17 protein-coding genes and 1 pseudogene are annotated in these 21271 nt (G+C 61.6%); 4 read left to right on the forward strand and 14 right to left on the reverse strand.

Annotation, left to right across the window (positions count from 1 at the left end; all coding sequences use genetic code 11):
* Positions 1–41: 41 nt before the first annotated feature.
* The 8 genes from ATY78_RS12140 to ATY78_RS12175 are packed head-to-tail and all read right to left on the reverse strand — an operon-like array spanning position 42 to position 8108.
* Positions 42–1052: an ABC transporter permease gene (locus tag ATY78_RS12140; protein ID WP_088682564.1), complete on the reverse strand. Its 1011-nt coding sequence runs from the start codon at positions 1050–1052 to the stop codon at positions 42–44.
* On the reverse strand, positions 1049–2551 hold the full coding sequence (locus ATY78_RS12145; protein ID WP_088682565.1) for a sugar ABC transporter ATP-binding protein: 1503 nt from the start codon (positions 2549–2551) through the stop codon (positions 1049–1051). The genes ATY78_RS12140 and ATY78_RS12145 overlap by 4 nt, the downstream gene beginning before the upstream one ends.
* 10 nt (positions 2552–2561) lie before the next feature.
* Positions 2562–3821: a TRAP transporter large permease subunit gene (locus ATY78_RS12150; RefSeq protein ID WP_088682566.1), complete on the reverse strand. Its 1260-nt coding sequence runs from the start codon at positions 3819–3821 to the stop codon at positions 2562–2564.
* Entirely contained in the window at positions 3818–4348 is a 531-nt protein-coding gene (locus tag ATY78_RS12155; protein ID WP_088682567.1) for a TRAP transporter small permease subunit, read from the reverse strand. Before ATY78_RS12155 ends, ATY78_RS12150 begins: the two co-directional genes overlap by 4 nt.
* 25 nt (positions 4349–4373) lie before the next feature.
* The gene (locus ATY78_RS12160; protein ID WP_088682720.1) at positions 4374–5381 is read right to left on the reverse strand and encodes a TRAP transporter substrate-binding protein; all 1008 of its coding nucleotides are present in this window, start codon (positions 5379–5381) and stop codon (positions 4374–4376) included.
* 59 nt (positions 5382–5440) lie between these two features.
* On the reverse strand, positions 5441–6478 hold the full coding sequence (locus ATY78_RS12165; RefSeq protein ID WP_088682568.1) for a transketolase family protein: 1038 nt from the start codon (positions 6476–6478) through the stop codon (positions 5441–5443).
* Positions 6475–7314, reverse strand: coding sequence for a transketolase (locus tag ATY78_RS12170; protein WP_088682569.1), 840 nt, complete (start codon positions 7312–7314; stop codon positions 6475–6477). Before ATY78_RS12170 ends, ATY78_RS12165 begins: the two co-directional genes overlap by 4 nt.
* Positions 7315–7346: 32 nt before the next feature.
* A complete protein-coding gene (locus ATY78_RS12175) occupies positions 7347–8108 on the reverse strand; it encodes an SDR family oxidoreductase (protein ID WP_088682570.1) in 762 nt (253 codons plus the stop codon).
* Between the two features lie 139 nt (positions 8109–8247).
* On the opposite strand from ATY78_RS12175, the gene ATY78_RS12180 reads away from it, so the two are divergent.
* Positions 8248–9111 (forward strand): LysR substrate-binding domain-containing protein, encoded by an 864-nt coding sequence (locus tag ATY78_RS12180; protein ID WP_088682571.1) that lies wholly within the window; start codon positions 8248–8250, stop codon positions 9109–9111.
* 437 nt (positions 9112–9548) lie between these two features.
* Here ATY78_RS12180 and ATY78_RS28850 read toward each other — a convergent pair.
* From ATY78_RS28850 to ATY78_RS12205, 6 genes and pseudogenes are all read right to left on the reverse strand, one after another.
* A pseudogene (locus ATY78_RS28850) lies at positions 9549–9653 on the reverse strand (acyl-phosphate--glycerol-3-phosphate O-acyltransferase); the annotation flags it as partial.
* A gap of 145 nt (positions 9654–9798) precedes the next feature.
* The gene (locus ATY78_RS12185) at positions 9799–10596 is read right to left on the reverse strand and encodes an inositol monophosphatase family protein (RefSeq protein ID WP_190237452.1); all 798 of its coding nucleotides are present in this window, start codon (positions 10594–10596) and stop codon (positions 9799–9801) included.
* A 78-nt stretch (positions 10597–10674) separates the two neighbouring features.
* Positions 10675–11736 carry an ABC transporter ATP-binding protein gene (locus tag ATY78_RS12190; RefSeq protein WP_088682573.1) on the reverse strand — a complete coding sequence of 354 codons (1062 nt, stop codon included), beginning with the start codon at positions 11734–11736 and terminating at the stop codon, positions 10675–10677.
* A complete protein-coding gene (locus tag ATY78_RS12195) occupies positions 11733–13955 on the reverse strand; it encodes an iron ABC transporter permease (RefSeq protein ID WP_088682574.1) in 2223 nt (740 codons plus the stop codon). Before ATY78_RS12195 ends, ATY78_RS12190 begins: the two co-directional genes overlap by 4 nt.
* A gap of 67 nt (positions 13956–14022) precedes the next feature.
* A complete protein-coding gene (locus ATY78_RS12200) occupies positions 14023–15051 on the reverse strand; it encodes an ABC transporter substrate-binding protein (RefSeq protein ID WP_088682575.1) in 1029 nt (342 codons plus the stop codon).
* A gap of 120 nt (positions 15052–15171) precedes the next feature.
* Positions 15172–16194, reverse strand: coding sequence for an ABC transporter substrate-binding protein (locus ATY78_RS12205; protein WP_088682576.1), 1023 nt, complete (start codon positions 16192–16194; stop codon positions 15172–15174).
* A 215-nt stretch (positions 16195–16409) separates the two neighbouring features.
* Here ATY78_RS12205 and ATY78_RS12210 point away from each other — a divergent pair, with 215 nt between their 5' ends.
* From ATY78_RS12210 to ATY78_RS12220, 3 genes are all read left to right on the forward strand, one after another.
* Complete coding sequence (locus ATY78_RS12210) at positions 16410–17150, forward strand: response regulator transcription factor (RefSeq protein WP_088682721.1); 741 nt, start codon at positions 16410–16412, stop codon at positions 17148–17150.
* On the forward strand, positions 17147–19240 hold the full coding sequence (locus tag ATY78_RS12215) for an ATP-binding protein (RefSeq protein WP_088682577.1): 2094 nt from the start codon (positions 17147–17149) through the stop codon (positions 19238–19240). Before ATY78_RS12210 ends, ATY78_RS12215 begins: the two co-directional genes overlap by 4 nt.
* 290 nt (positions 19241–19530) lie before the next feature.
* A complete protein-coding gene (locus tag ATY78_RS12220; RefSeq protein WP_088682578.1) occupies positions 19531–21255 on the forward strand; it encodes an EAL domain-containing protein in 1725 nt (574 codons plus the stop codon).
* Positions 21256–21271: the final 16 nt, after the last annotated feature.

Raw genomic sequence — 21271 nt, forward strand, 5'->3', positions numbered from 1 at the left:
TCGTTCCTCCTCTACTTGTCCGGCGACATGCCGGGTTGATGTCAAACGGCCCCTCGCCGCGACTTGCTGAAGCGGTCGATGAGCACCGCAATGAGAATGGCGACACCTGTGACGGACCCTTGCCAGAAGCTGTTGATGCCGATGAGGTTGACGCCGTTCTGGATGACGGTGATCATCAGAGCTCCCAGCACCGCGCCGACCGCAGTGCCCGTGCCGCCCAACAGACTGGCTCCACCGATTACGACCGCCGCTATGGCCTGGAGCATCAGGCTCGACCCCGCCGTGGATTCGGCGTTGAGAATGTAGGAGATCGTCAGGAGGCCGGAGAACGACGCAAGGAGCGACGATGCGACATAGGCCATGAATTTCGTCCGCTTGACCGGGATGCCGAGCAGATAGGCGGCCGTCGAACTGCTGCCGACAGCATAAAACCAGCGCCCCGCCACCATCTTCTTCAGGAAGAGCTCGATCGCGATCAGGAGGATCACGCAGAAGAGAATGTAATTCGGAACGCCCGGTATCAGGTTGCCGCTGTTGAGGAGCCAGAAGTCCGGATCGCCGATCGGCATCGAGCGCCCGTTGGTGACGATGAAGGCCAGCGAGCCGGCAACGGCAAAGGTGATGAGCGTCACGACGAACGGCGCCAGACCGGCGATCGTGACGAGGAAGCCATTGATGGATCCGAAAAGAAGTCCGACGCCGAGACCGATCAGGCTTGCCGAGATGCCGCCAAACCCATTTGCCATCGCCTGCGCCGTCACCATGCCGGTCAATGAGAAGACCGAGCCGACGGATAGGTCGATACCGCCGGTGATGACGACAAGCAGGACGCCCAACGACATGATGATAAGAGGCGCACCGGCCTGTGTGATATTGGCGAAGTTGCCCCAGGTGAGCGCCTGAGGAACCTGCGAGCCGACCGCAAGGGCCAGCAGCACGATGGCCAAAGCGATCGCGATTTCGGTCCTGTAGGCGCTAAAGAGGCTTTCCCGCTGCCTGATTTGTGTTGCCGGCGCCTCAGTCGGCGCGATGTGTGCCCGGGTCCCAGTCATGCGGCCATTCCAGTCAAGGTAACAAGTTTCTCTTCACTGAAGTCATCGCGGTCCATCACACCGGCACACCGTCCCTCGGTGTCGAAGGCGATGACGCGGTCGCAGACTTCCAGCAGTTCGACATTTTCCGTAGACCACCAGACGATCACCGTGCCTGAAGCGGCCATTTGTCTGATAAGCTGATAGATCTCACGCTTGGTTCCGATATCGACGCCTCTGGTCGGTTCCTCGAGGACCAGCAGCCGGGAGGGCACGCCTAGCCAGCGGGCAAGCAGCAGCTTCTGCTGCGTGCCACCGCTCAGCGTGCTCGGCAGATCCCAGACCGAAGCGGCCTTCACCTTCAAGGCCTTCAGCAGATCGAGGCATTCGGCCGCTTCTGAGCCCCCGGCGAGGAGCGCGCCTCTGGTCACGCGGCGGGACGCCATGACGTTATCGATGATCGGAAGACTGTGGAGGATTCCCTTGTGTGCCCGATCGCCGGTCACATATCCCGCTCCCAGGCGGGCGGCTTTGCGCGGCGATTGGAGCCGGTCCGGCCATCCCGCACGCGCAACCGTCCATCGCTTCTTCCGGGCGGCGCCTGTCAGTCCTTCGATCAGAGCTGCCGGTCCAGCCGGTGCGCCAGCCACGCCGAACACTGTGCCTGGCTGCAGTTCCAGACTGAAACCTGCCTCCTCGAGTGTGATGGTGTCCGTCGAAGCGGAGGCGTCCGACCGGTATGCGACCCGCGGCGCCCCTAGCGGTGCATGAGAAGATGCCACCTGCCCCATCTTTTCGATGATGCCGGCGTCCGTCAGCTCTTCCATCGGCTGACGATCGACCACCGTGCGGCCGTCGCGGATGATCGTGCAGACATTGGCAATTTGCCTGATCTCCTTCATTCGGTGCGAGACGAACACAACCGACAGACCGGTATCGCGAGTAAGCCGCCGCAGGACCGCAAATAGCCTCTCCGTCTCAAGAGCTGTGAGATTGGCAGTCGGCTCGTCGAGGAGGATCAATTCCGCACCCGACGAAAGAGCCCTGGCAATTTCAACCATCTGACCTTCGTGGAGGCTGAGGCTCCCAACCAGCCTGTGCAAGGACCTGGCGGCAAAGTCCTGGTCGATCATCCGCAGCGCGTCGTAGGCTTGTGCCGCCGCGGCCGCACGCCGAAACAAGGCCGCGCCTCTCCTGTGATGCGGCAGGGCAATATTTTCGGCGACAGTCAGATGCGGCAGCAGCGCAAGTTCCTGGTGCACGACCGCGACCTTCGCCCTGCCCTCGGCCTCGCTGCGTTTGCTGCCCCCGCTGTCGAAGAAGTGAATCTCTCCATCGTTGCGCGAGGCCGCGCCGGTGATGATCTTGATCATCGTCGACTTGCCGGCGCCATTGCCGCCGAGCAGCGCATGAACCTCCCCCCGCGCAACGGAAAAGTTGACGCCTTTGAGGACCGAGGTCGCACCGTAGGACTTTGTAAGTCCTCGGACGGTGATGACGTTCTTTGACGTTTCGCTCATTGAACGCTCCTCAGTAGATTGTCAGGGCAGGTACAAAGCTGACCGCCAGCAGGAGGAGCATGGCCATGCCGAAAAACGGCCAGAGTTCGTTGGTCGTCGTTCCCAAAGGCGCTTTTGCGATGGACGATGAGATGAACAGCGTCGTCCCGATTGGCGGCGTATAGAGACCAATCCCCAGATTAATCACCATCATCAGGCCGAGTTGGACCCGATCGAGACCGATGGAATCGGCCAGAGGAACGAAGATTGGTCCGAGCAGGAGGATCGCCGGCGGCATGTCGAGCGGCATGCCGACGACCAGCATGATCAGGTTCATCATGAGAATGATGACGATCGGGCTGGAGATGTGCGTCGAGACCCACTCGGCCATGTGCTGCGGAGCCTGATCGAATGTCAGAACCCAGCCGACCGCAGCGCTTCCCATGATCACCAGCATGACCACGCCCGTCGCGACGCCCGCTTCCACCATGTTATCGCAGAAGCGTTTCCAGGTCAGATCACGGTAGAAGAGGATGCTGAGCAGCAGCGAGTAAACGACCGAGAGGACCGAGACCTCTGTCGGCGTCGCCAGGCCGGATCGCAAAAAGACGATGATCAGGATCGGCAGCAGGATTGCCGGGAAACTCTGCAGTGCCAGTCGCGCCAGCTCCCGCTTGCGGACCTTCACGGCTTCGACGGCATACCCCCGCCTCACGGAGACATACCAGCAGACGAACACGAAGCTCGCCGCCATGATCAGCCCGGGAACAATGCCGGAGATGAACAGGTCGCCTACGCTGACGCCGCTGATCAGAGCGTAGAGGATCATCGGGATCGACGGCGGGATGAGGACGTCGATGACAGCAGAGGTCGCATTGTTGGCGGCGCAGAGCGCCGGCGGAAACCCGTGCTTCTTCTGCCAGGGGATGAGAACGGAGCCGAGCGCGCTCGCATTCGCCACAGCCGAGCCGGATACGCCGCCAAAGACGACGGAGGATACGACCGTGGTCGACAAGGGTCCGCCCCGCCACCGTTGCATCGCGCGAGAGGCGAGCTCCAGGAGCTGACGCCCCAGTTCACCGCCAAGCATCAGCGTGCCGGCAAGCATGAAGAACGGGAGCGCCAGCATCGGGAAGGATTGGGTCTGGTCGTAGACCTGCTGGGCGACCACCGAGAGCGGGACGTAACCGTTGAACAGGACTCCAAGCCCCGCTGCGATGATCAGCCCATAGCCGACGGGAACGGCGAGAACCATGAGGACGCAGAAGGAAACGATCATCACGAGTGTCATAGCGCTATCTCCTCGGGCTTGATTTCGAGGCGGTGATCCCAGCCGAGGCGGAGAACGCGGACGGTCGCGGCGATGGTAACGATGGACACGAGCACCGCGCCGATCGACAGCGAGTAATAGCCGATGCTGTTCGGAAGCTGCAGAACGGGGCTATGTTCAGCCCCGGCGATCTCGGCCACCACGGTCGCCTGATATGCCAGCACCAGAAATGCGGCGACGCTGATCGCGTTCGCCACGATGAGGGCCATCGTCCGAGCACTGCCGTCGAGCTTTTCGTAGATCCATTCGACGGCCATGTGCCCGCCTGCATGCGCTGCAATGATGATCCCGGCGATGATGAACCATGGAAACATCAGCATCGGCAATTCCTGGGCGAACGACAGCCCGCCGCTCGCCGAAACATATCGAGCGATGACATTGGCCGTGGTGACCGCCGTCAGCGCGATACCGCTGACGATGATGACCGATCTCGCTAAGATAACGATAGTGCCGGCGACCAGCTCGACGGCCGAATAGAACCTGCTCATGAGGCACCTCCAGGTCGTAAAGGCCTCAGCCCCTCGCGGCAGCTTCCACCTTCGCGACGAAATCGCCGAACGGCTTCTTCTTCCAATTGTCTGCGACGGAAGCGGTCGCCTTGACGAAAGCATCGTGATCGACTTCGACGACCTCGACCGCAGAGTTCTTCTTGAAGTTCTCCAGCACCTGCGCGGCCTTCTCGCTCGAGAGCTTCCGCTGCAGAGCACCCGCCTCCTTTGCCGCGGCCCTAACCGCCTCTAAATCAGACCCCAAGCGGGCCAGAGCGATCTTCGACATCAGGAACGGGGTGGATTCCCACTTGTGAGCGGTCAGGCTGATGTACTTGTTGACTTCATGGAGCTTCGAACTCTCGATATTGGCGAGTGGATTCTCCTGCCCGTCGACAACGCCCTGCTGCAAGGCGATGTAGAGTTCGCCGAAGGCGATTTGTTCGGTCCCTGCACCCAAAGCCTGGAAGATGTCGATGGTCATCGGATCAGCAGGTGTTCGGATCTTCATGCCGACCAGATCTACCGGAGCCGCCACCTTCCGCTTCGAGTTGGTAAGATGGCGGATGCCATTGTCCCACCAGTCGAGCGGAACGACGCCGACGGCTTCGAAGCGCTTGTCAAGTTCCGCACCCACCGGTCCGTTGAGGACGGCCATGGCTTTGTCTGTATTCTCGAACAGGAACGGCAGGCCGAGCGCGCTCAGTTCCGGAACGATCGCCGAAGTTGCGCCCTGGCTGTTGGCGGTGAAGTCCAGCGCACCTGTCCGCAGACTGGTCAACATCGCGGAGTCGCTGCCAAGCGTTTCGGCACCCGCGACATTGATCTGAATGCGGCCCTCGGTCTTCTGCTTGACGAGTTCCGCGAACTTATCCGCGGCCACGGTTCTGGGATTGCCGGGAGCGGCGCCATGGCCAAGGGTGAGGGTCGTGGCGGCAGCGCTGGCGGATCGGCTTGAAAGCACGATTGCCGGGGCCGCGAGCGCAGCAGCGGCGGTCGCCAGGAAAAATCTTCGATTGATCTGCAAGCTCATTTCATCCTCCATCACAAGCTTGTTTAAACGGCCGGCATCTCCTCAACCGGCCGACGGCGTCAGGTCGAGAGCCATGCCTTGACCGCTTCCGTCACCTTGAAGGTCGACAGGCCGTATTGGTCATGGAGCGTCGGCAAGGCGCCCGCCTCCAGGAACTGGTCGGGCAGGCCGATCTGCCGAAAGGCCGGCGGTGCGACGCCGGCACGCAACAGCGTTCCGGCGACTGCCTCACCGAGTCCGCCGATGACAGTGTGGTTTTCCGCTACGACCACAAGGCGCCCGCTCTTCCCGCATTCGGCGATGATCGTGGGCTCGTCGAGAGGTTTGATTGTTGGAACGTGCAGTACCGCTGCGTCGACGCCGTCGTTTTGAAGCTGCTTGGCAGCCTCGAGCGCGCGCATCGTCATCAGCCCCGACGAGATAATGAGCGTATCCCGGCCATCGCGTAGCAGCTTCGCCTTGCCGAGCTCGAACTTGTAGCCGTATTCCTCCAGAACCAGTGGAACGTTGCCGCGCAGAAGGCGCATGTAGACCGGACCCTTATGGGCGGCGATCGCCGGAACGGCCTGTTCGATTTCGCTTGCGTCGCAGGGGTCGAGGATCGTCAGGTTCGGCATCCCTCGGAACATTGCGAGATCTTCGGTCGCCTGGTGGCTCGGACCATAACCTGTCGTCAGACCCGGAAGCGCGCACACGATCTTCACGTCCAGCATCTCCTCGGCAATCGCCAAGCAGATGAAGTCGTAGGCTCGTCGGGAGGCGAAGACGGCGTAAGTCGTCACCCACGGCTGAAAGCCTTCGCGCGCCATTCCAGCCGCCGACATCATCAATAGCTGTTCGGCCATGCCCATTTGGTAGAAGCGGTCGGGATGCACCGCGCGGAAAACGTGCAGGTCGGTATATTTTGCCAAGTCGGCGGACATACCGACGACGCGCTCATCCTTCCGCGCCAGAGCGGCAAGTGCGTTGCCGAAGGGTGCCGGTCTCGTCGGCTGATCGGGTCCGGCTATCGATGCGATCATCGCCGACGTCGTCAGGCGGGGCTTGTCGCTGCCGTTTTCGAGATGCGCCGGCCGAATGTATTTCGAACGCCTCATGCTTCCACTCCCCCATCGATGATCCTGAGGGCTTCCGCCCATTCGTGAGGTTCCACCCGCAGGAAGTGGTTTCGATCGCGCGCCTCAAGGAAGGGCACCCCCTTCGCCATCTTCGTGTCGCAGATGATGATGCGAGGCTTCTCATCCGTGTGGCTGCGAGCGGCGTCGAATGCCTTCACGAGCGCATTGATGTCGTTCCCGTCCACCCGTTGAACGAACCAGCCGAAGGCTTCGAATTTGGGGCCCAGCGGTTCGAAATTGAGCACGCCGATCGACGGACCGTCGGCTTGCATCTGATTGACGTCGACAATCCCTATCAGGTTGTCGAGCTTGTACGATCCGGCCGACATCGCCGCTTCCCATGTCGAGCCTTCGTCAAGTTCACCGTCGGAAAACAGGTTATAGACGAAGGATGACGACTTCTTTCGCTTCAGAGCGAGAGCCATCCCGACGGCAATGCCAAGACCATGCCCGAGAGATCCTCCGGTGATCTCCATGCCCGGCGTGTAGGCGGACATGCCCGACATCGGGAGACGGCTGTCGTCGGTGCCATAGGTCTCCAGTTCGTCCTCGGGAACGATCTTGGCCTCGATCAGCGCTGCATAGAGCGCGATGGCGTAGTGACCAATCGACAACAGGAACCTGTCGCGTCCCTCCCATTCCGGATCCTCCGGCCGGTAATTCGTGGCATGGAAATATGAGACCGCGAGCACGTCGGCGACCCCGAGCGCCTGCGCGATATAGCCCTGCCCCTGAACTTCACCCATGCGCAGCGCATGACGTCGGATGCGGCGGGCCCGCTCGGCCAGGCTGATGTTGTGTCCAATCTGAGTCATGTGGGTGTCCCCTGGTCGGTTGGCGGCGGGTCTCAGTGAATGAGCATGCCGCCGTTGACGTCGATCACCGCACCGGTGACGTAGGCCGACAGGTCCGATGCAAGGAACAGGTAGATGTTGGCGACGTCGGTCGCCTCCCCGAGCCGGCTCAACGGAATGCCCTTGATGATGTCGGCACGCATCTGGTCGGTGAGTTTGCCGCCGGTGATATCCGTCTGGATCAAACCGGGCGTTACCGAGTTGACGCGGATTCCCGCCGGCCCGAATTCGCGGGCCATTGCCTTGGCGAGGCCCAGAACGCCTGCCTTCGCGGCGGAATAATGGGGGCCGCCGAAGATCCCACCGCCACGCTGCGCCGAGACTGAAGACATGCAGGCAATCGATCCGCCGCCGTTGTCGCGCATATAGGGTATGAAAGCCTGACTGAGAAACAGCACGCCCGTCATATTGACGGCGATAATCCGTTGCCAATCGGCATCGGTGATGTCCAACGTTGTGACGGGCTGCGTAATACCAGCGTTGTTGATCAGCGCGTTGACCGCACCGAAAGATGCGATGACCTCGGAGGCGGCCTTCGTGCAGGAGTCCTTAGCGGCGACGTCGCAGCGGAGGCCGATGTGCGCCCCGGTGTTGACGGTTGGCAAGGCCGCAGCGGCTTCTGCGGCGGCATCCGTGTCTATATCAAGGATCGCGACGCGGGCGCCGTGCTCGGCGAAAAGCTGTGCGGTGGCACGACCGATGCCGCGTCTGCTCGCCGCGCCCGAAATGACCGCGGTCTTCCCATTCAGTAGCATGTAATCTCCTCCCGATGCTTCCCGAGCATCTGGCAAATCATCGACAAGTCAGTTGGCTTGCTGGGCGAACCTGACTTAGTCGGCGACGTTCGACAAACGCGAAGTTTACAACGGTAGGTGAATCTGGTTCACTAATCGGATGTTACAGATGGCTTCCCTCTCCGCTGTCCGCATCTTTGAAGCCGCGGCCCGACTTGCTTCCTTCCGTGCTGCCGCGGAAGAATTGCACCTGTCGCCAAGTGCTGTCAGCCACGCGATTGCAAAGCTGGAACGGGACTTAGGCACCTCTCTGTTTGAACGCAGCACACGCAAGGTCAGCCTTACGCTTGCCGGGCAGACGCTCCTCTCCCATGCCTCGAATGCATTCGAAGAGCTTCGGCGTGGTGTTGAGATGATTTCATCGAACAAGGCGCATCTTTTGCGGGTTCATTGCGCCCCTAGCTATGCAGCGCAGGTGCTGTCAGCCCGGCTTCCAGACTTTCTCAGCAAGAACAAAGGGGTAGAAGTCAGAGTGGCGGCGAGCACGAATTACGCACGGTTCGTTGACGGCCTCTTCGACGTTGATATTGTTTACGGCGAGCCTTCCAACCGGGAGGATCTCATCGTCGTGCCTCTTGGCGAGGAAGTCGTATCGCCCCTGTGCAGTCCGAAAATGGCAGAGCGGCTGAAAACGCCGCGCGATCTTGAACACCTGCCACTTATCAGAAGCGATTTAAAGCGCATTCAATGGATCGACTGGTTCGAACTCAACAATCTCGGTCCCCCTCCTTTTCCTGCGATGAGCTTCGACAGAAGTTTTCTCGCGGTTGACGCGGCAGCAAATGGTTTGGGGGTTGCTTTAGAATCCAACACTCTCGCAAATCGGGAACTAGAAAGCGGCCGCCTTGTGCGCCCCTTCACCAACAGTAGAGACAATCGTTACATCGGACATTACTTGGCTTATCCCAAAAGTGGCAGCCAACGTCGGCTCTCGAAAGCCTTTGCGGACTGGGTCACGTCATAATCATCGCTGCGCGGCGACCGTCTGCACCGCTCGTTAGCCTAGTATTGGGCAGCAGGTTAACTCTCGATGAGTTGAGCTGATGGGAGCGACACCTGAGACACCAACATCCGATGTTTGACTGCAGTTGAAAAGATTCGAACTGGAGATCCCTCGCCGGAGATAGCTATGTGTTCGGAATCGGGGATTTTTCCGTTCGTCCGTACGCAGCCACTTCCTGTCGATCTATTTATGCGATCTTCTTCGTCCAGAACGTGAACAACATAGCAACATGCTGGGCAACGACTCGAAAGCCCTCACGCGCCAGCGCGCCATAATTGGCGTGAGCAGGATTCCGCTCGGCACCGTCCTTAGCGGAGCGTTTCTCATCCGTCAGCAGCCAGTCCGTCTGGTATGTCGTTCGTGGAAGTGGTCGTGGCGCGTTATGGCCGGCTCAGTGGGACATCGATGTTGCGCAGGAACTTTCCGAGAAGATATCCCGTCGGTATTGAACCGAGTAAATACGCGATAAGCACTCCAATGGCACTGGCGATCCAATGCACGATCTTATCCACTATCCTTGAGCCATTTCGTCATTTTCTGATTTCGTTAGGAGCCCTCCGCTCTGATGAAAGTCAAGGACCTCCGAGAATACGTCTGGCGTGGGAGTTGCTCGCCGGTGACACGACACTCGCTGGGTGTCTGGAAGGTTCAGCCGGTGTGGATTGCCAGCAGATCGGCATAGACCGTCTGATTGCTCGCCAGCACCGGATGGCCCTGCAGCAAGGCTTCGCCCTCAGCCGGGAAAGCTAGGTGAGTCCCACCGGCCTCCTTGACGAGGCAGTAGCCGGCCATGCAGTCCCAGGCGCGCATGTGAGGCTCGTAATAACCAACGAGCCGGCCCGCGGCCACATAGGCCAGCATCAGGGCACCGGAGCCATTACGGATGAAATTGCCGCCTTTGCCGAGCAAGGCAGCGACAATCGCGCCTACCCGTTCCGGCGTGACATAGGTGTTGCAGCCGATGCCCGTCATTGCATTCTGCAAAGTCCGTGATGGGTCGAGGCTGAGGTTCTTGCCGTTGAGGCTCGCACCCATGCCCGCTGCCGCTGCGTAGAGTTCATCAGCGCATGGAACATGGATGACGCCGATCACCGGCACACCGCGGTGCAGAACGGCAATCGATACACACCATGTCGGCATGCCGTTGACGAAGGGCGCCGTTCCGTCGATCGGATCGACCACCCATGTCAATCCCGACTGCCCTTCCTGATACCCGTATTCCTCGCCGAGAAACCCGTCTGCCCCAAAAGCTTCCGCCACGCGCCGGCGGATGAACGTCTCGACGTTGCGGTCGGCAATGGACACGACATCCTGCAGATCCCGCTTCGTTTCGATGACGAGCGTTTCGCGCCTGTTGAAATAATCGAGCGCCATGGCGCCCGCCTCCTGTGCCACCGCTCTGGCGAAGGCGAAGCGTGTATCAAGTTCCGTCTCTTGCGACATGATGCTGGTACTCCTTGCATTAGGTGTCGTCACTGCGGGAATTAAGCGCCCGCACCGACCGAATGTTCAGATATTAGAGGCTCATCCGCTGATGAGGGCGATGCCGCGGCCTCGAAAGCCGAGCGTGGCGTCGGAGGCGACCGGCAGGATGCGGTCGACGGCGTGATCGACGATGAAGAGCGTGCCGACGTCGGTTTCAACCTCGTACTCGACATGATCTCCAAGATAGGCGGAATGCAGGATACGGCCGGCAAGCCCCTGCCCGCGTCCCTCGGAAAGCGCGATGGCGCCGGGCCGGACGGCAAGGCTTGCGGCACCCGGCGTCGCCCGACCGGCGGGCACGCGATGCTTGAAACCGCCAATGCGGATTTCAGCATCGGCGCCATCGATGCCGACCACCTCGCAGGGAATGACGTTCGCCTCCCCCATGAAATCGGCGATGAAGGCGGAAGCCGGCGCTTCGTAGAGGTCGCGCGGGGCGCCGGACTGGGCGATTTCGCCATCCTTCATGATGATGATCCGGTCGGACACGGCAAGCGCCTCGTCCTGATCGTGCGTGACGTAGACAGCCGTGAAGCCGAGGCGCTGCTGGAGTTGGCGGATATCTGTGCGCACCTTGCGGCGCAGGCGCGCATCGAGGTTGGAGAGCGGCTCATCGAGCAGCAGCACCTGCGGCTCCAGCACCAGCGCGCGGGCGACGGCGACGCGCTGCTGCTGGCCGCCGGAGAGTTCGGCGGGAAGGCGATGGCCCATGCCGGCAAGACCGACGAGCGCCAGCCCCTCCTCCGCCTTCTCGCGCGCTTGCCTGCGGTTCAGGCCGGAGGATTCCAGGCCATAGGCGACATTGTCGCGCGCATTCATATGCGGAAACAGCGCATAGGACTGGAAGACCATCGAGACGTCGCGCTCGTTGGCCGGCAGCATGGTGACGTCCTTGCCGCCGATCAGGATTTTTCCGGCCGAAGGATGTTCGAGGCCGGCAAGCATGCGCAGCGTCGTCGTCTTGCCGCAGCCGGAAGGGCCAAGCAGGGTGACGAGCGTGCCGGGCTCGATGGTGAGCGAAAGGTCGGCAATGGCGGTGAAGGCGCCGAACGTCTTGCGCACGTTCTGGAAGACGACGGAACCGGCTTTCTGGTTGATCATGCGATTTTCTCCTGACGAGAGGAAGCGGAGGTGGCGAGGCCGGCGACGCGGTTTTCACGGCGCAGGCGCCGCTCGCCCACGATGAGCTGGAAGCCGGCGATGACGGTGATCATCACGACGATCAGCATGGAGGAATAGGCGATCGCTACGCCGTATTCGCCATTCTCGACGAGACCGACGATGTAGGAGGTCGCCATGTTGTACTCGGCGCTGACGAGGAAGATGACGGCGCTGATGGAGGTGATGGCACGCACGAAGGAATAAACGAGCGCGGCGGTGATGGCAGGACGCAGGAGCGGCAAAATGACCTTGCGGATCGTGCGGAAGCTGTTGGCCCGGAGCGTCAGCGAGGCTTCGTCCAGGCTCTTGTCGAGCTGGCTCATCGCAGCGATGCCGCCGCGCACACCGACCGGCATGTTGCGGAAGACGAAGCAGGCGATCAGGATCAGCGCCGAGCCGGTCATCTCGAGCGGCGGCAGGTTGAAGGCCATGATGTAGCTCACGCCGATGACCGTGCCGGGAATGGCAAAGCTCATCATCAGGGCGAATTCGAAGGCATTCTTGCCGGCGAATTTCTGACGCACGATGATATAGGCCGTCAGCAGACCGACGGCGGCCGTCAGCGGGGCGGAGATCAGCGCGATCTCCATCGTCGTCCAGAACGAGTTCCAGGCGACACCCGTCCAGGCGATCCCGTTTTCGAAGCTGATCGAGAAGGCCTTGGCGTAGTGGTCGAGCGTCAGCGAATTGTCGAGGCCCCAGGTCTTCACGAAGCCGCCGATCAGGATCATGCCGTAGATGACGAGGGTGAAGAGGATCCACGGGATGACGACGGCGTGAACGCCGATCGACAGCCCGCGCGGCAGGGCGATATGCGATCCGCTGTCGCCCTTGCCGGTGACGGTGGCAAAGTTCTTGCCCGACAGCCAGACGCGCTGGGCGAGGAAGGCGGAGAGCGTGAAGGCGAGCAGCACCATGGCGAGCACGGCGGCGCGCGAGGGGTCGTTCTGCGAGCCGACGACGGCGAAGAAGATTTCCGTCGAGAGCACGCCATGGCTGCCGCCGAGCACCAGCGGGTTGCCGAAATCGGCCATGCTTTCGATGAAGCCGATGAGGAAGGCGTTGGCGAGGCCGGGTTTCATCAGCGGCAGCGACACCCGCCGGAAGGTGCGCCAGCGGTCGGCGCGCAGTGTCGTGGAGGCCTCCTCCATCGATGGGCTGACGCCTTCGACGACGCCAATCAGCACGAGGAAGGAGATCGGCGTGAAGGACAGCACCTGCGCGATCCAGATGCCGGTGAGGCCGTAGAGCCAGCGGCCGGGCTCTAGGCCGAGCAGTTGCGACAGCTCCTGCGTGACGACACCGGCACGGCCGAAGAGCAGCGTGAGCGCCAGACCGATGACGAAGGGCGGCGTGATGATCGGCAGGATCGTCAGCAGCCGCAGGCCCTTCTTGAAGGGAAAGCGCGTGCGGGTGGCGACGAGCGCGAAGGCAAGCCCGAGCAGGGTCGAGCCGAGGCCGGTCATGATGGCGAGCCATAGCGTGCGCCAGGCGACGCCGCAGCGGCCGGCGCCGATCACACAGTTGAGGCTCCAGATGCTCGGATCCTGGATATTGCGGATGAAATTGGCTGCATTGAACGAGCCGTCGAAATCTTGCACCGAACCGACGAACATGCTGCCGATCGGATAGAAGACGAAGACGGCGACGAGGAAGACCAGCAGCGCGATAGCACTGACGACGAAGGCATCGCCCTTCATCACGCCGCGGTCGGCAAGGCCGAAGGCGAAGAGCAGCACGAAGGTGATGGAAGAGAGGACCGCGCCCGCCCCCATGGCGGGCTGGCCGTTCGAGAGCGGGCCGAAGAGCGTGTCGCTCACCGTCCAGTTCCAGCCGGAAAAGCCGATGGCGAGGCCCTGGAGCGAGAGGAAGAGAACGCCGATCGCGCCGATCCAGGCGAGCACGGCGCCGCGGCGCATCGGGTCCGCCATGCCGCGAGCCGCGACCGCCAGGAGAAGGAGCACGAGCGCAGCGGCAAGCCACAGCCGGCCATGCGCGAAGATCTGCACGAGACCGGGTGCGGCCTCCGTGGAAAGGGGGAAGCCGGCCAGCCAACCGAACCCGAAGAAGCCGTTCTCGATCCGATACCAGGGCAACAGGGTCAATGCGACCACGCCCAGGAGCAGGACCACGTCCAGCCTGCGATTGCCATGTCTCATGGCTGACCTCGCTGTTTTGAGTGTAGGAAGGCGGCGCCTGTGGAGGCAGGCGCCGCCTGTCAGGACATCAGTTGGCGGCGGCGCCGATTTCGCGATCCCAGCGTTCCAGCAGTGCCTTACGCTTTGCCGGGTCGCCATAAGTCTTGAAGTCGTAGTCGATCAGCTTGATGTCCTCGAAGCGCGGCGCCTCCTTCGGAATGGTCGCGCTCTTGTTGGAAGGCAGCTGGAAGGATTTTGCATCCTTCATGCGGGACTGGACTTCCGCCGTCAGCGCCCAGTCGTACCAGATCTTCGCATTGTCGAGGTTGCGCGCGCCCTTGATGATCGACATGGAGCCGATCTCATAGCCGGTGCCTTCGCAGGGCGTGATCGACTTGACCGGGAAGCCTTCCGCCGTCTGCGCCACCGCGTCATGCACGAAGACGATGCCGAGTGCCGTCTCGCCGCGTGCAGCCGCCTTGACGGGCGCCGAGCCGGACTTGGTATATTGCGAGATGTTGCCGTTCAGCTTCTTCAGGTAGTCGAAGGCCTGGTCCTCGCCCATGATCTGCACGAGAGAGGCGAGCGCGGTGTAGGCCGTGCCGGAAGAATTCGGGTTGGCGATCTGGATTTCGCCCTTCAATTCCGGCGCCAGAAGGTCGGCCCAGCAGACCGGCTCCTTGTAACCCTTGGTTTTGAAGATTTCCGTGTTGTAGCCCCAGCCGAGCGCGCCGGCATAGACGCCGACCGTCTTGTAGCCGGAGCTTTCGGCCTGCTTCTTCGCCCAGTCGTTGAGTTCATCGAGCTTCGGCGACTTGTATTCCAGCGTCAGATTTTCCGATGCCGCCTGAAGATGCGGGTCGCCCGTGCCGGCCCACCAGATGTCGGTCTTCGGGTTGCGGGCCTCGGCGCGCACCTTGGCATAGGTCTCGCCGGATGAGAGACGAACCATGTTCACCTTGATGTCGCTATGCGCCTTCTCGAAATCGCCCTTCATCTGCTCGCAGATGACGACGTCGGCCGAGCAGATGAGGTTGAGTTCGCCAGCCGCCTGCGCCGGCAGCGCCCCGAGCGCCGTGCCGGCGAAGAGCATGAGGGAAAGGGTGTTGATTTTCATGCGGGCATCCTCCTGTTGCCTGGGTTGGATTTTTCCCATGAACGAGACACAGCGGGGCCTTCGGCCTGCCCGCGGCGGCGCGTTCACGATTTCGGATTGCTGTTTGTCTAAAGGGCTCGATCAGTTCGTTGCGGCGATTTCCGCATCGAACCTGCGGAGCAGTCGACTTCGTTCTTCCGGCGAGCCGAAGGTGGCGAAGTCATAGTCCACCATCTTGATCATCGAAATGTCAGGCGCTGCGAGCGGCAGGCTGGATTTCGCGTTTGATGGCACCTGGTTCTGGCCGGACGCTGCGCCCGTACCCTGCCCTTCCGGGCTCAGCGCGAAATCGACGAAGCGCTTTGCTTCCTCGATGTTTTTGGCACCTTTGACGATGCTCACGGCACCGATCTCGTAGCCGGTGCCTTCGCAGGGTGCGACGATCACAAGCGGATAGCCCGCCTGCTTCTGCGTGACGGCATCATGCATGAAGGAAATGCCGATGAGCGTTTCTCCGCGCGCCGCCGCCTTGATAGGCGCAGATCCGGAAGGGGTGTAACGCTCGATATTGCGGTTGAGCGCGGCGAGATAACGGAAGGCCTCATCCTCGCCGAAGAGCTGGACGAGCGTCGCAAGCGTGGTGAAGGCGGTGCCGGAAGAATTCGGATTGCCGCTCTGGATGCGGCCGTGATAGGCGGTGTCCGTCAGGTCCTTCCAGCAAGTCGGCGCCGGCAGCTTCAGCTCGCGCAGCAGATCGACATTGTAGGCAAAGCCGAGCGCCCCGGCATAGATGCCGGCCGAGCGGCCGCCGGACATGGCGAAGAAATTCTGCGCCCAGGGCAGCATGTCGCGCTCATGGGCCGGCTGGTAGGGTTCGAGAAGATTTTCAGAACCGGCCTGCAGATGGGTGTCGCCCGTGCCGCCCCACCAGACGTCGACGGTCGGCGCTGCCTTCTCCGCGCGGATCTGATTGAGGATATCGCCGGTGCTCTTGCGGGTCACCGAAATTTCATGCCCGCTCTTTGCCTCATAGGCCGTCTTCATCGCGGCGCACCACATCTCGTCCACACCGCACAAAACGGTGAGCGACGGGGCAGCCATGCCGGTGCTGGCGCTCGCCAGCCACAAAGCCGCGACCGCGCCGAAAGCGGTGATGCCTCTCACGATTTCCTCCCATTGGACCTTGTGTCCCAATCTCCGCAGTCAGGATGTCACATCTGCTGCCTTGCGCAATCGAAGAATGGTTACGGTTCTTACAGCTTTGCCCGCGACGAACCCTCAAAAATGACAAAGGTTACAAATGTGACAAAGCGCATAACACGAGCCCGCTTTGAAGATCGTGACGGCCCTGCCTATAATGAACGCGGGAGGACGTGTATGTGTTGAATGAGAGGATCAGCATTCTGATCGTCGAGGACGATCCGGACATGGCGGAGCTTATCTCCGACCTGGTGGAAGCGGAGGGCTGGACGCCGCTCACCGCGCCGTCGGCGGAGGAAGCGGCGATCGTGCTTTCGCGCGAAACGGTGCATCTCGTGCTCGTCGACCATAATCTGCCCGGCACCTCCGGCCGCACCTTCGCGCAGCGCCTGCGGGCGCAGACCAATATCGGCATCGTCATGGTGACGGCTGCCGGCAGCGCCGCGGACCGGGTGCTCGGCCTCGAAACGGCGGCCGACGACTATGTCGTCAAACCCTTCGAGCCGATCGAATTGACGGCCCGTATCAAGGCCGTGCTGCGCCGGACCATCCCGTCGCTGAAGCCGGAGCGGGAAAGCGAACGGGAGCACGAGCCTACATCCCTGAAGCTCGGCGACTGGTCGGTGGATCTCAAGAGCCGCCGCGCCATCTGCCGCACCGACCCCGCCAAGTCGCTCACGAGCGCCGAATTCGCGCTGCTCGAAATCCTCGCCGAAACGCCGAACGCACCCGTCAGCCGCGCGCATATCCTCGACCGGCTGGGCGCGGAGAGCGAGCGCTACATCGACCGCAATGTCGACGTGCTCGTGCTACGTCTGCGTCGCAAGATCGAGCGCAATCCGGACCTGCCGCGTCATATCAAGACGCGCCGCGGCAAGGGCTACGTTCTCGACACCGACGATGGCGAGATCGCACCGTGATCAGCCGTCCCTTCCTCTCCTCCATCGCTTTTCGCCTGCCCTTTGCCATCGCCTTCATCTGCGTGCTCGTCTTCAGCCTGGCGACCATCGCCGTCTACGGCCTGCAGCGGGCGCGCCAGGAGATGGCCGCCTATGGCCTGCAGGCGTTTTCGAGTCTCGCCAAGGCCTCGCTGGTGTCGCGACAGGTTTCCGATCTCGTCTCCAGCGCACCCTTCCTGATGAACGCGACCTCGCCCTACCGGGTGTCCAGCGAAAGCCGCTCGGTCGTCGTGCAGGTCGATACGTTGCTGCGCGCCATGCAACCTGAAAACGACGGGGCTGCCGTGAAGGGTTTTGCGAGCAGCCGTATCGTCGAGCTGCTGGAAACGATCCGCACGCAGACGACGGCGCTTGCTGGCGACGCGGAATCCGCCCAGCAGCACAAGGCGGAGGCTGCGGCAGCGCTCGGCGAGATCGCGACCGGCAGCGGTATTGCGGATGCCGACTTCCGCGGTCGGCTGAACGCCGTCGTGCAATCCGCCTCCAATTCGGACAGCCTCTTCCAGCTCGGCGAATTGCGCCGGCGCTACGTCTCCGAAACAGCCCCGCGCCTCGAACCCGCCGCGCCGGACGTCCGGATTGCCGCCGCCGAGCTTGCGCCTTACGAACGGGTGTTCGAGGCACAGACACGCTATCTCCTCGAAATGTTTGCCATCCGCGCCGCCGTTTCGCGCCTGCATACGGTCTCGCGCGATCTGTCGCATGCGACGGAAACCCAGAGCGAGGCCGTTGCCCGCAGCCTCAGCGACGACCTCGTCTCGACCTCCGATGCCTTGAGCCGCATCCTGGTCATTGTCGCCGTTGCCTCGCTGCTGGTGCTGGCAATGGCCGTGGTCTCGATCCGGTCCGTCATGCGCGTCTCACGCGGCATCGTCGCGCTTTCGAACGGCATGAACGCACTGGCAGAAGGGCGCAAGGATGTCGATGCGCCGCGCTATGACGGCACGGAAACCGAGCTGGTGCGCCTGCTCGAAGCCTTTCGTGCGTTCCGCGAGAGCGTCGAGCGTGTGACGCGGCTGCGGCGCACGGCGGAGGCCGCCGCCCGCACCATCCGCTCCACCTTCCGCAGTATGAACGAGGGCATCGCGCTGTTCGATCCGCGCGGCCGGCCGATCACGATGAACCGCCGTGTCATCGAGCTGGTCGGCTGGTCCGGTTCGGCCAGGAAATTGCCGCTCCGCAGATTCGTGACACCGCTGCCGGAGATCGATCCGGCACTCCTGCCGGCCGAAAACGACGCCGGCCTGCTCTCCGACCGGTCCGTGCTGCGCCACCGCTCCGATGCCGGGCGGGTGACTGAGGTGTCGCTATCGCGCCAACCCGACGGCGGCATCGTGCTGCTGGCGCGTGATATCACCGACATGGACCGGCAGGAGGCGGAGGCAGCAAAGATCCAACGGCTCGACGGCATCATGCGCATGACCCATCAGGTGAGCCATGAGGTCGGCAACATGATCGGCATCATCACCGGCAGCCTCGGCCTGCTGGAGCGCGAAACCGGCTTCAATGACCGGCAAAAGCGGCATCTCGCCCGCATCCGTAAGGCTGCCGACCGCGGCAGGTCGCTGGCCGGGAGCATGCTTTCCATCGGCAGCCAGCAGCCGATCCGTCCGGACGCGGTGGAGATGGGCGCGGTGCTGCGCGGCATGGCCGACGTGCTGGAAATCGCCATCGGTGAAAAATGCCGGCTTGCCTTCGAGATCGCCGACGACCTGCCCACCGTTCTCATCGACACGGCGCTCTTCGAGCAATCGATCCTCAATCTCTGCCTCAACGCCGCCGCGGCCATGCCATTGGGCGGAACGATCCTCATCCGTTGCGCCCGTAGCGAGGCCGGGGTGATTGTCAGCGTGACCGATGACGGTATCGGCATGTCGGCCGAAGCGGTCGATAAGGCCTTCGAGCCCTATTTCACAACCCGCGACGCGGAAGGCGGCGCGGGTCTCGGCCTGGCCGTGGTTTATGGCTTCGTCCGCCAGAGCGGCGGCGACGCGCGCATTGCCTCGGCGCCGGGCAAGGGAACGGTCGTTGAATTACTGTTTCCGGGGTGAATTGTGTAACGAAATGCCCAACGACCCGCTTCTTCGCACGTTTCTCTCTCAGCGACCTCGTGCGGGACGAAACCGAACTTCAGGCAGTACATCTGCAAATTTCGATAGCAAGACCGCTGCAATCTGGAAAACCACCGTCTCCTCAGTCGAGTGGCATTGACCGCGACACGTTCTGCGATCATTATTCAGAATTATCTAAATTAGATGCGATCTTGGGTCGCATCAAAATCACGCGGGCTGGGATGGATTAGCAGGTGTCCCAAAAGGACTCCACGGAAGGAGAGGAAAGGATGCCGGGCGGCGACGCGACACAGTCTGCTTCTGTCGAAACGTATCTCCTTGCCAATACCGACGAGCTCGTCTCTCTTTATGACGAGAGCTTTCATCTTATCGAGTGCTCAGCCAAGCATCGGCTGACTTACGATGTCGATTCTTTGGTCGACGCTACCTTGTGGCATGTCTATCCCGAACTTTTGGCCCCTTCGACGAAATCCGCAGTCGAACTCGTGCTTTCGAGTGGACTGCCGCGCAACGTCGAGGTGGCAAACGCAAAAACGGGAGATCGGCGCACACTCACGGTTTTCCGCAGCCCTCGCGGCTTAGGCGTCGTCGAGGCGGACGGCAAGTCGAGCTTGCGGGGGACTTATAGCCCGGCTGAAAATGACCGTGCGCTTCTTTTTCACCAGGCGACCCACGACGTTTTGACCGGACTGCCAAACCGACGGCAATTCAGCGATCAATTGCGGAGCGCTCTGCCGGTATCAAAGGGGGTGAAGTTCGCCCTCATGCAAATCGACCTCGACGATTTCAAACCGGTCAATGACACATTGGGCCACGGCGCCGGCGACACCGTTCTGAAAATGGCTGCCGAACGCATCAGAAACGTGCTTGGTGAGCAGGAATTCGCTTATCGATTAGCCGGCGACGAATTCGCCGTCATTCAGCGAAGAAACAACCAGCCTCGGGAGGCGGAGCGCCTGGCGGAAGCGCTCGTCGGTGCTTTCAGGGCACCGTTCACGGTCGAGGGCATCAATGTTTTCGTCGGCGCCAGTGTCGGGATTGCCGTTGCCCCATCGGATGGGAACGAATTCGAACAGCTCATGAAAGCGGCCGACATTGCGCTCTATGCGGCCAAGGAGGAAGGCAGGCACAGAGCCAGGAAGTTCAACCGCGCCATGCTGATGGTTCTGGAACAGCGGGAGACCCTGCGCCGCAGCTTGCGAACCGCTCTCAAAGATGGCCAGTTCTTCGTCGAATACCAGCCGCTCGTACAGCCACCCTTTTCGATCGCCGGCTTTGAAGCACTGTTGCGATGGCGTCATCCCGTCGTTGGCATCATCCCGCCCAATGTCTTTATTCCCATGGCTGAGACAGACGGTTTGATGAGCGAAATCGGTCAATGGACCCTCGAACAGGCTTGTCGCGAAGCCATGACGTGGCCCTCTCATTTTTCGGTTGCCGTCAATCTTTCACCGGCGGAGTTTCTGCATGCAGGCCTTACCGACCGCATCGCTCAAACCTTGGACCTCGTTGGCATCCGCGCCGAGCGGCTTGAACTCGAGATCACCGAGTCTGTGCTGCTGGAGCGTACGATCAACAATCTCGACACCCTCAATACGTTGAAAATGCTGGGAGTTCAGATTTCGCTCGACGATTTCGGGACCTATTATTCGTCGCTCAGCTACCTGAAGAACTTCCCCTTCGATACGATCAAGATCGACCAGTATTTCATCAAGGATCTCGAGACCGACAGCAAAAGTCAGACGATCGTTCGTTCGGTCATAGCATTGGCCCACGGACTCGGCATGAGCGTCACTGCCGAGGGTGTGGAAACGGCAGAACAAGCCACCTGGCTCAAAAAAGCAAAATGTAACCGGCTGCAAGGATACTTCCTTGGCAAGCCGATGTCCCCCGAAGAGATCGGCGCGTTCCTCAACAAGCTTATGCCGCCGGTCCCCTTCGAAAACTTCCCGATGCCCAGAGCAATGCGGCCTCTGGATCCCAGGCGAGTGTGAGCATCAGTTTTTTGAC

The sequence above is a fragment of the Rhizobium sp. R635 genome (assembly GCF_002211285.1).
Taxonomy (GTDB): domain Bacteria; phylum Pseudomonadota; class Alphaproteobacteria; order Rhizobiales; family Rhizobiaceae; genus Rhizobium.

Coding starts and splice junctions, on each gene's coding strand:
- ATY78_RS12140 (WP_088682564.1), bottom strand. CDS start 1,052: ATGACTGGGACCCGGGCACACATCGCGCCGACTGAGGCGCCGGCAACA.
- ATY78_RS12145 (WP_088682565.1), bottom strand. CDS start 2,551: ATGAGCGAAACGTCAAAGAACGTCATCACCGTCCGAGGACTTACAAAG.
- ATY78_RS12150 (WP_088682566.1), bottom strand. CDS start 3,821: ATGACACTCGTGATGATCGTTTCCTTCTGCGTCCTCATGGTTCTCGCC.
- ATY78_RS12155 (WP_088682567.1), bottom strand. CDS start 4,348: ATGAGCAGGTTCTATTCGGCCGTCGAGCTGGTCGCCGGCACTATCGTT.
- ATY78_RS12160 (WP_088682720.1), bottom strand. CDS start 5,381: ATGAGCTTGCAGATCAATCGAAGATTTTTCCTGGCGACCGCCGCTGCT.
- ATY78_RS12165 (WP_088682568.1), bottom strand. CDS start 6,478: ATGAGGCGTTCGAAATACATTCGGCCGGCGCATCTCGAAAACGGCAGC.
- ATY78_RS12170 (WP_088682569.1), bottom strand. CDS start 7,314: ATGACTCAGATTGGACACAACATCAGCCTGGCCGAGCGGGCCCGCCGC.
- ATY78_RS12175 (WP_088682570.1), bottom strand. CDS start 8,108: ATGCTACTGAATGGGAAGACCGCGGTCATTTCGGGCGCGGCGAGCAGA.
- ATY78_RS12180 (WP_088682571.1), top strand. CDS start 8,248: ATGTTACAGATGGCTTCCCTCTCCGCTGTCCGCATCTTTGAAGCCGCG.
- ATY78_RS12190 (WP_088682573.1), bottom strand. CDS start 11,736: ATGATCAACCAGAAAGCCGGTTCCGTCGTCTTCCAGAACGTGCGCAAG.
- ATY78_RS12195 (WP_088682574.1), bottom strand. CDS start 13,955: ATGAGACATGGCAATCGCAGGCTGGACGTGGTCCTGCTCCTGGGCGTG.
- ATY78_RS12200 (WP_088682575.1), bottom strand. CDS start 15,051: ATGAAAATCAACACCCTTTCCCTCATGCTCTTCGCCGGCACGGCGCTC.
- ATY78_RS12220 (WP_088682578.1), top strand. CDS start 19,531: ATGCCGGGCGGCGACGCGACACAGTCTGCTTCTGTCGAAACGTATCTC.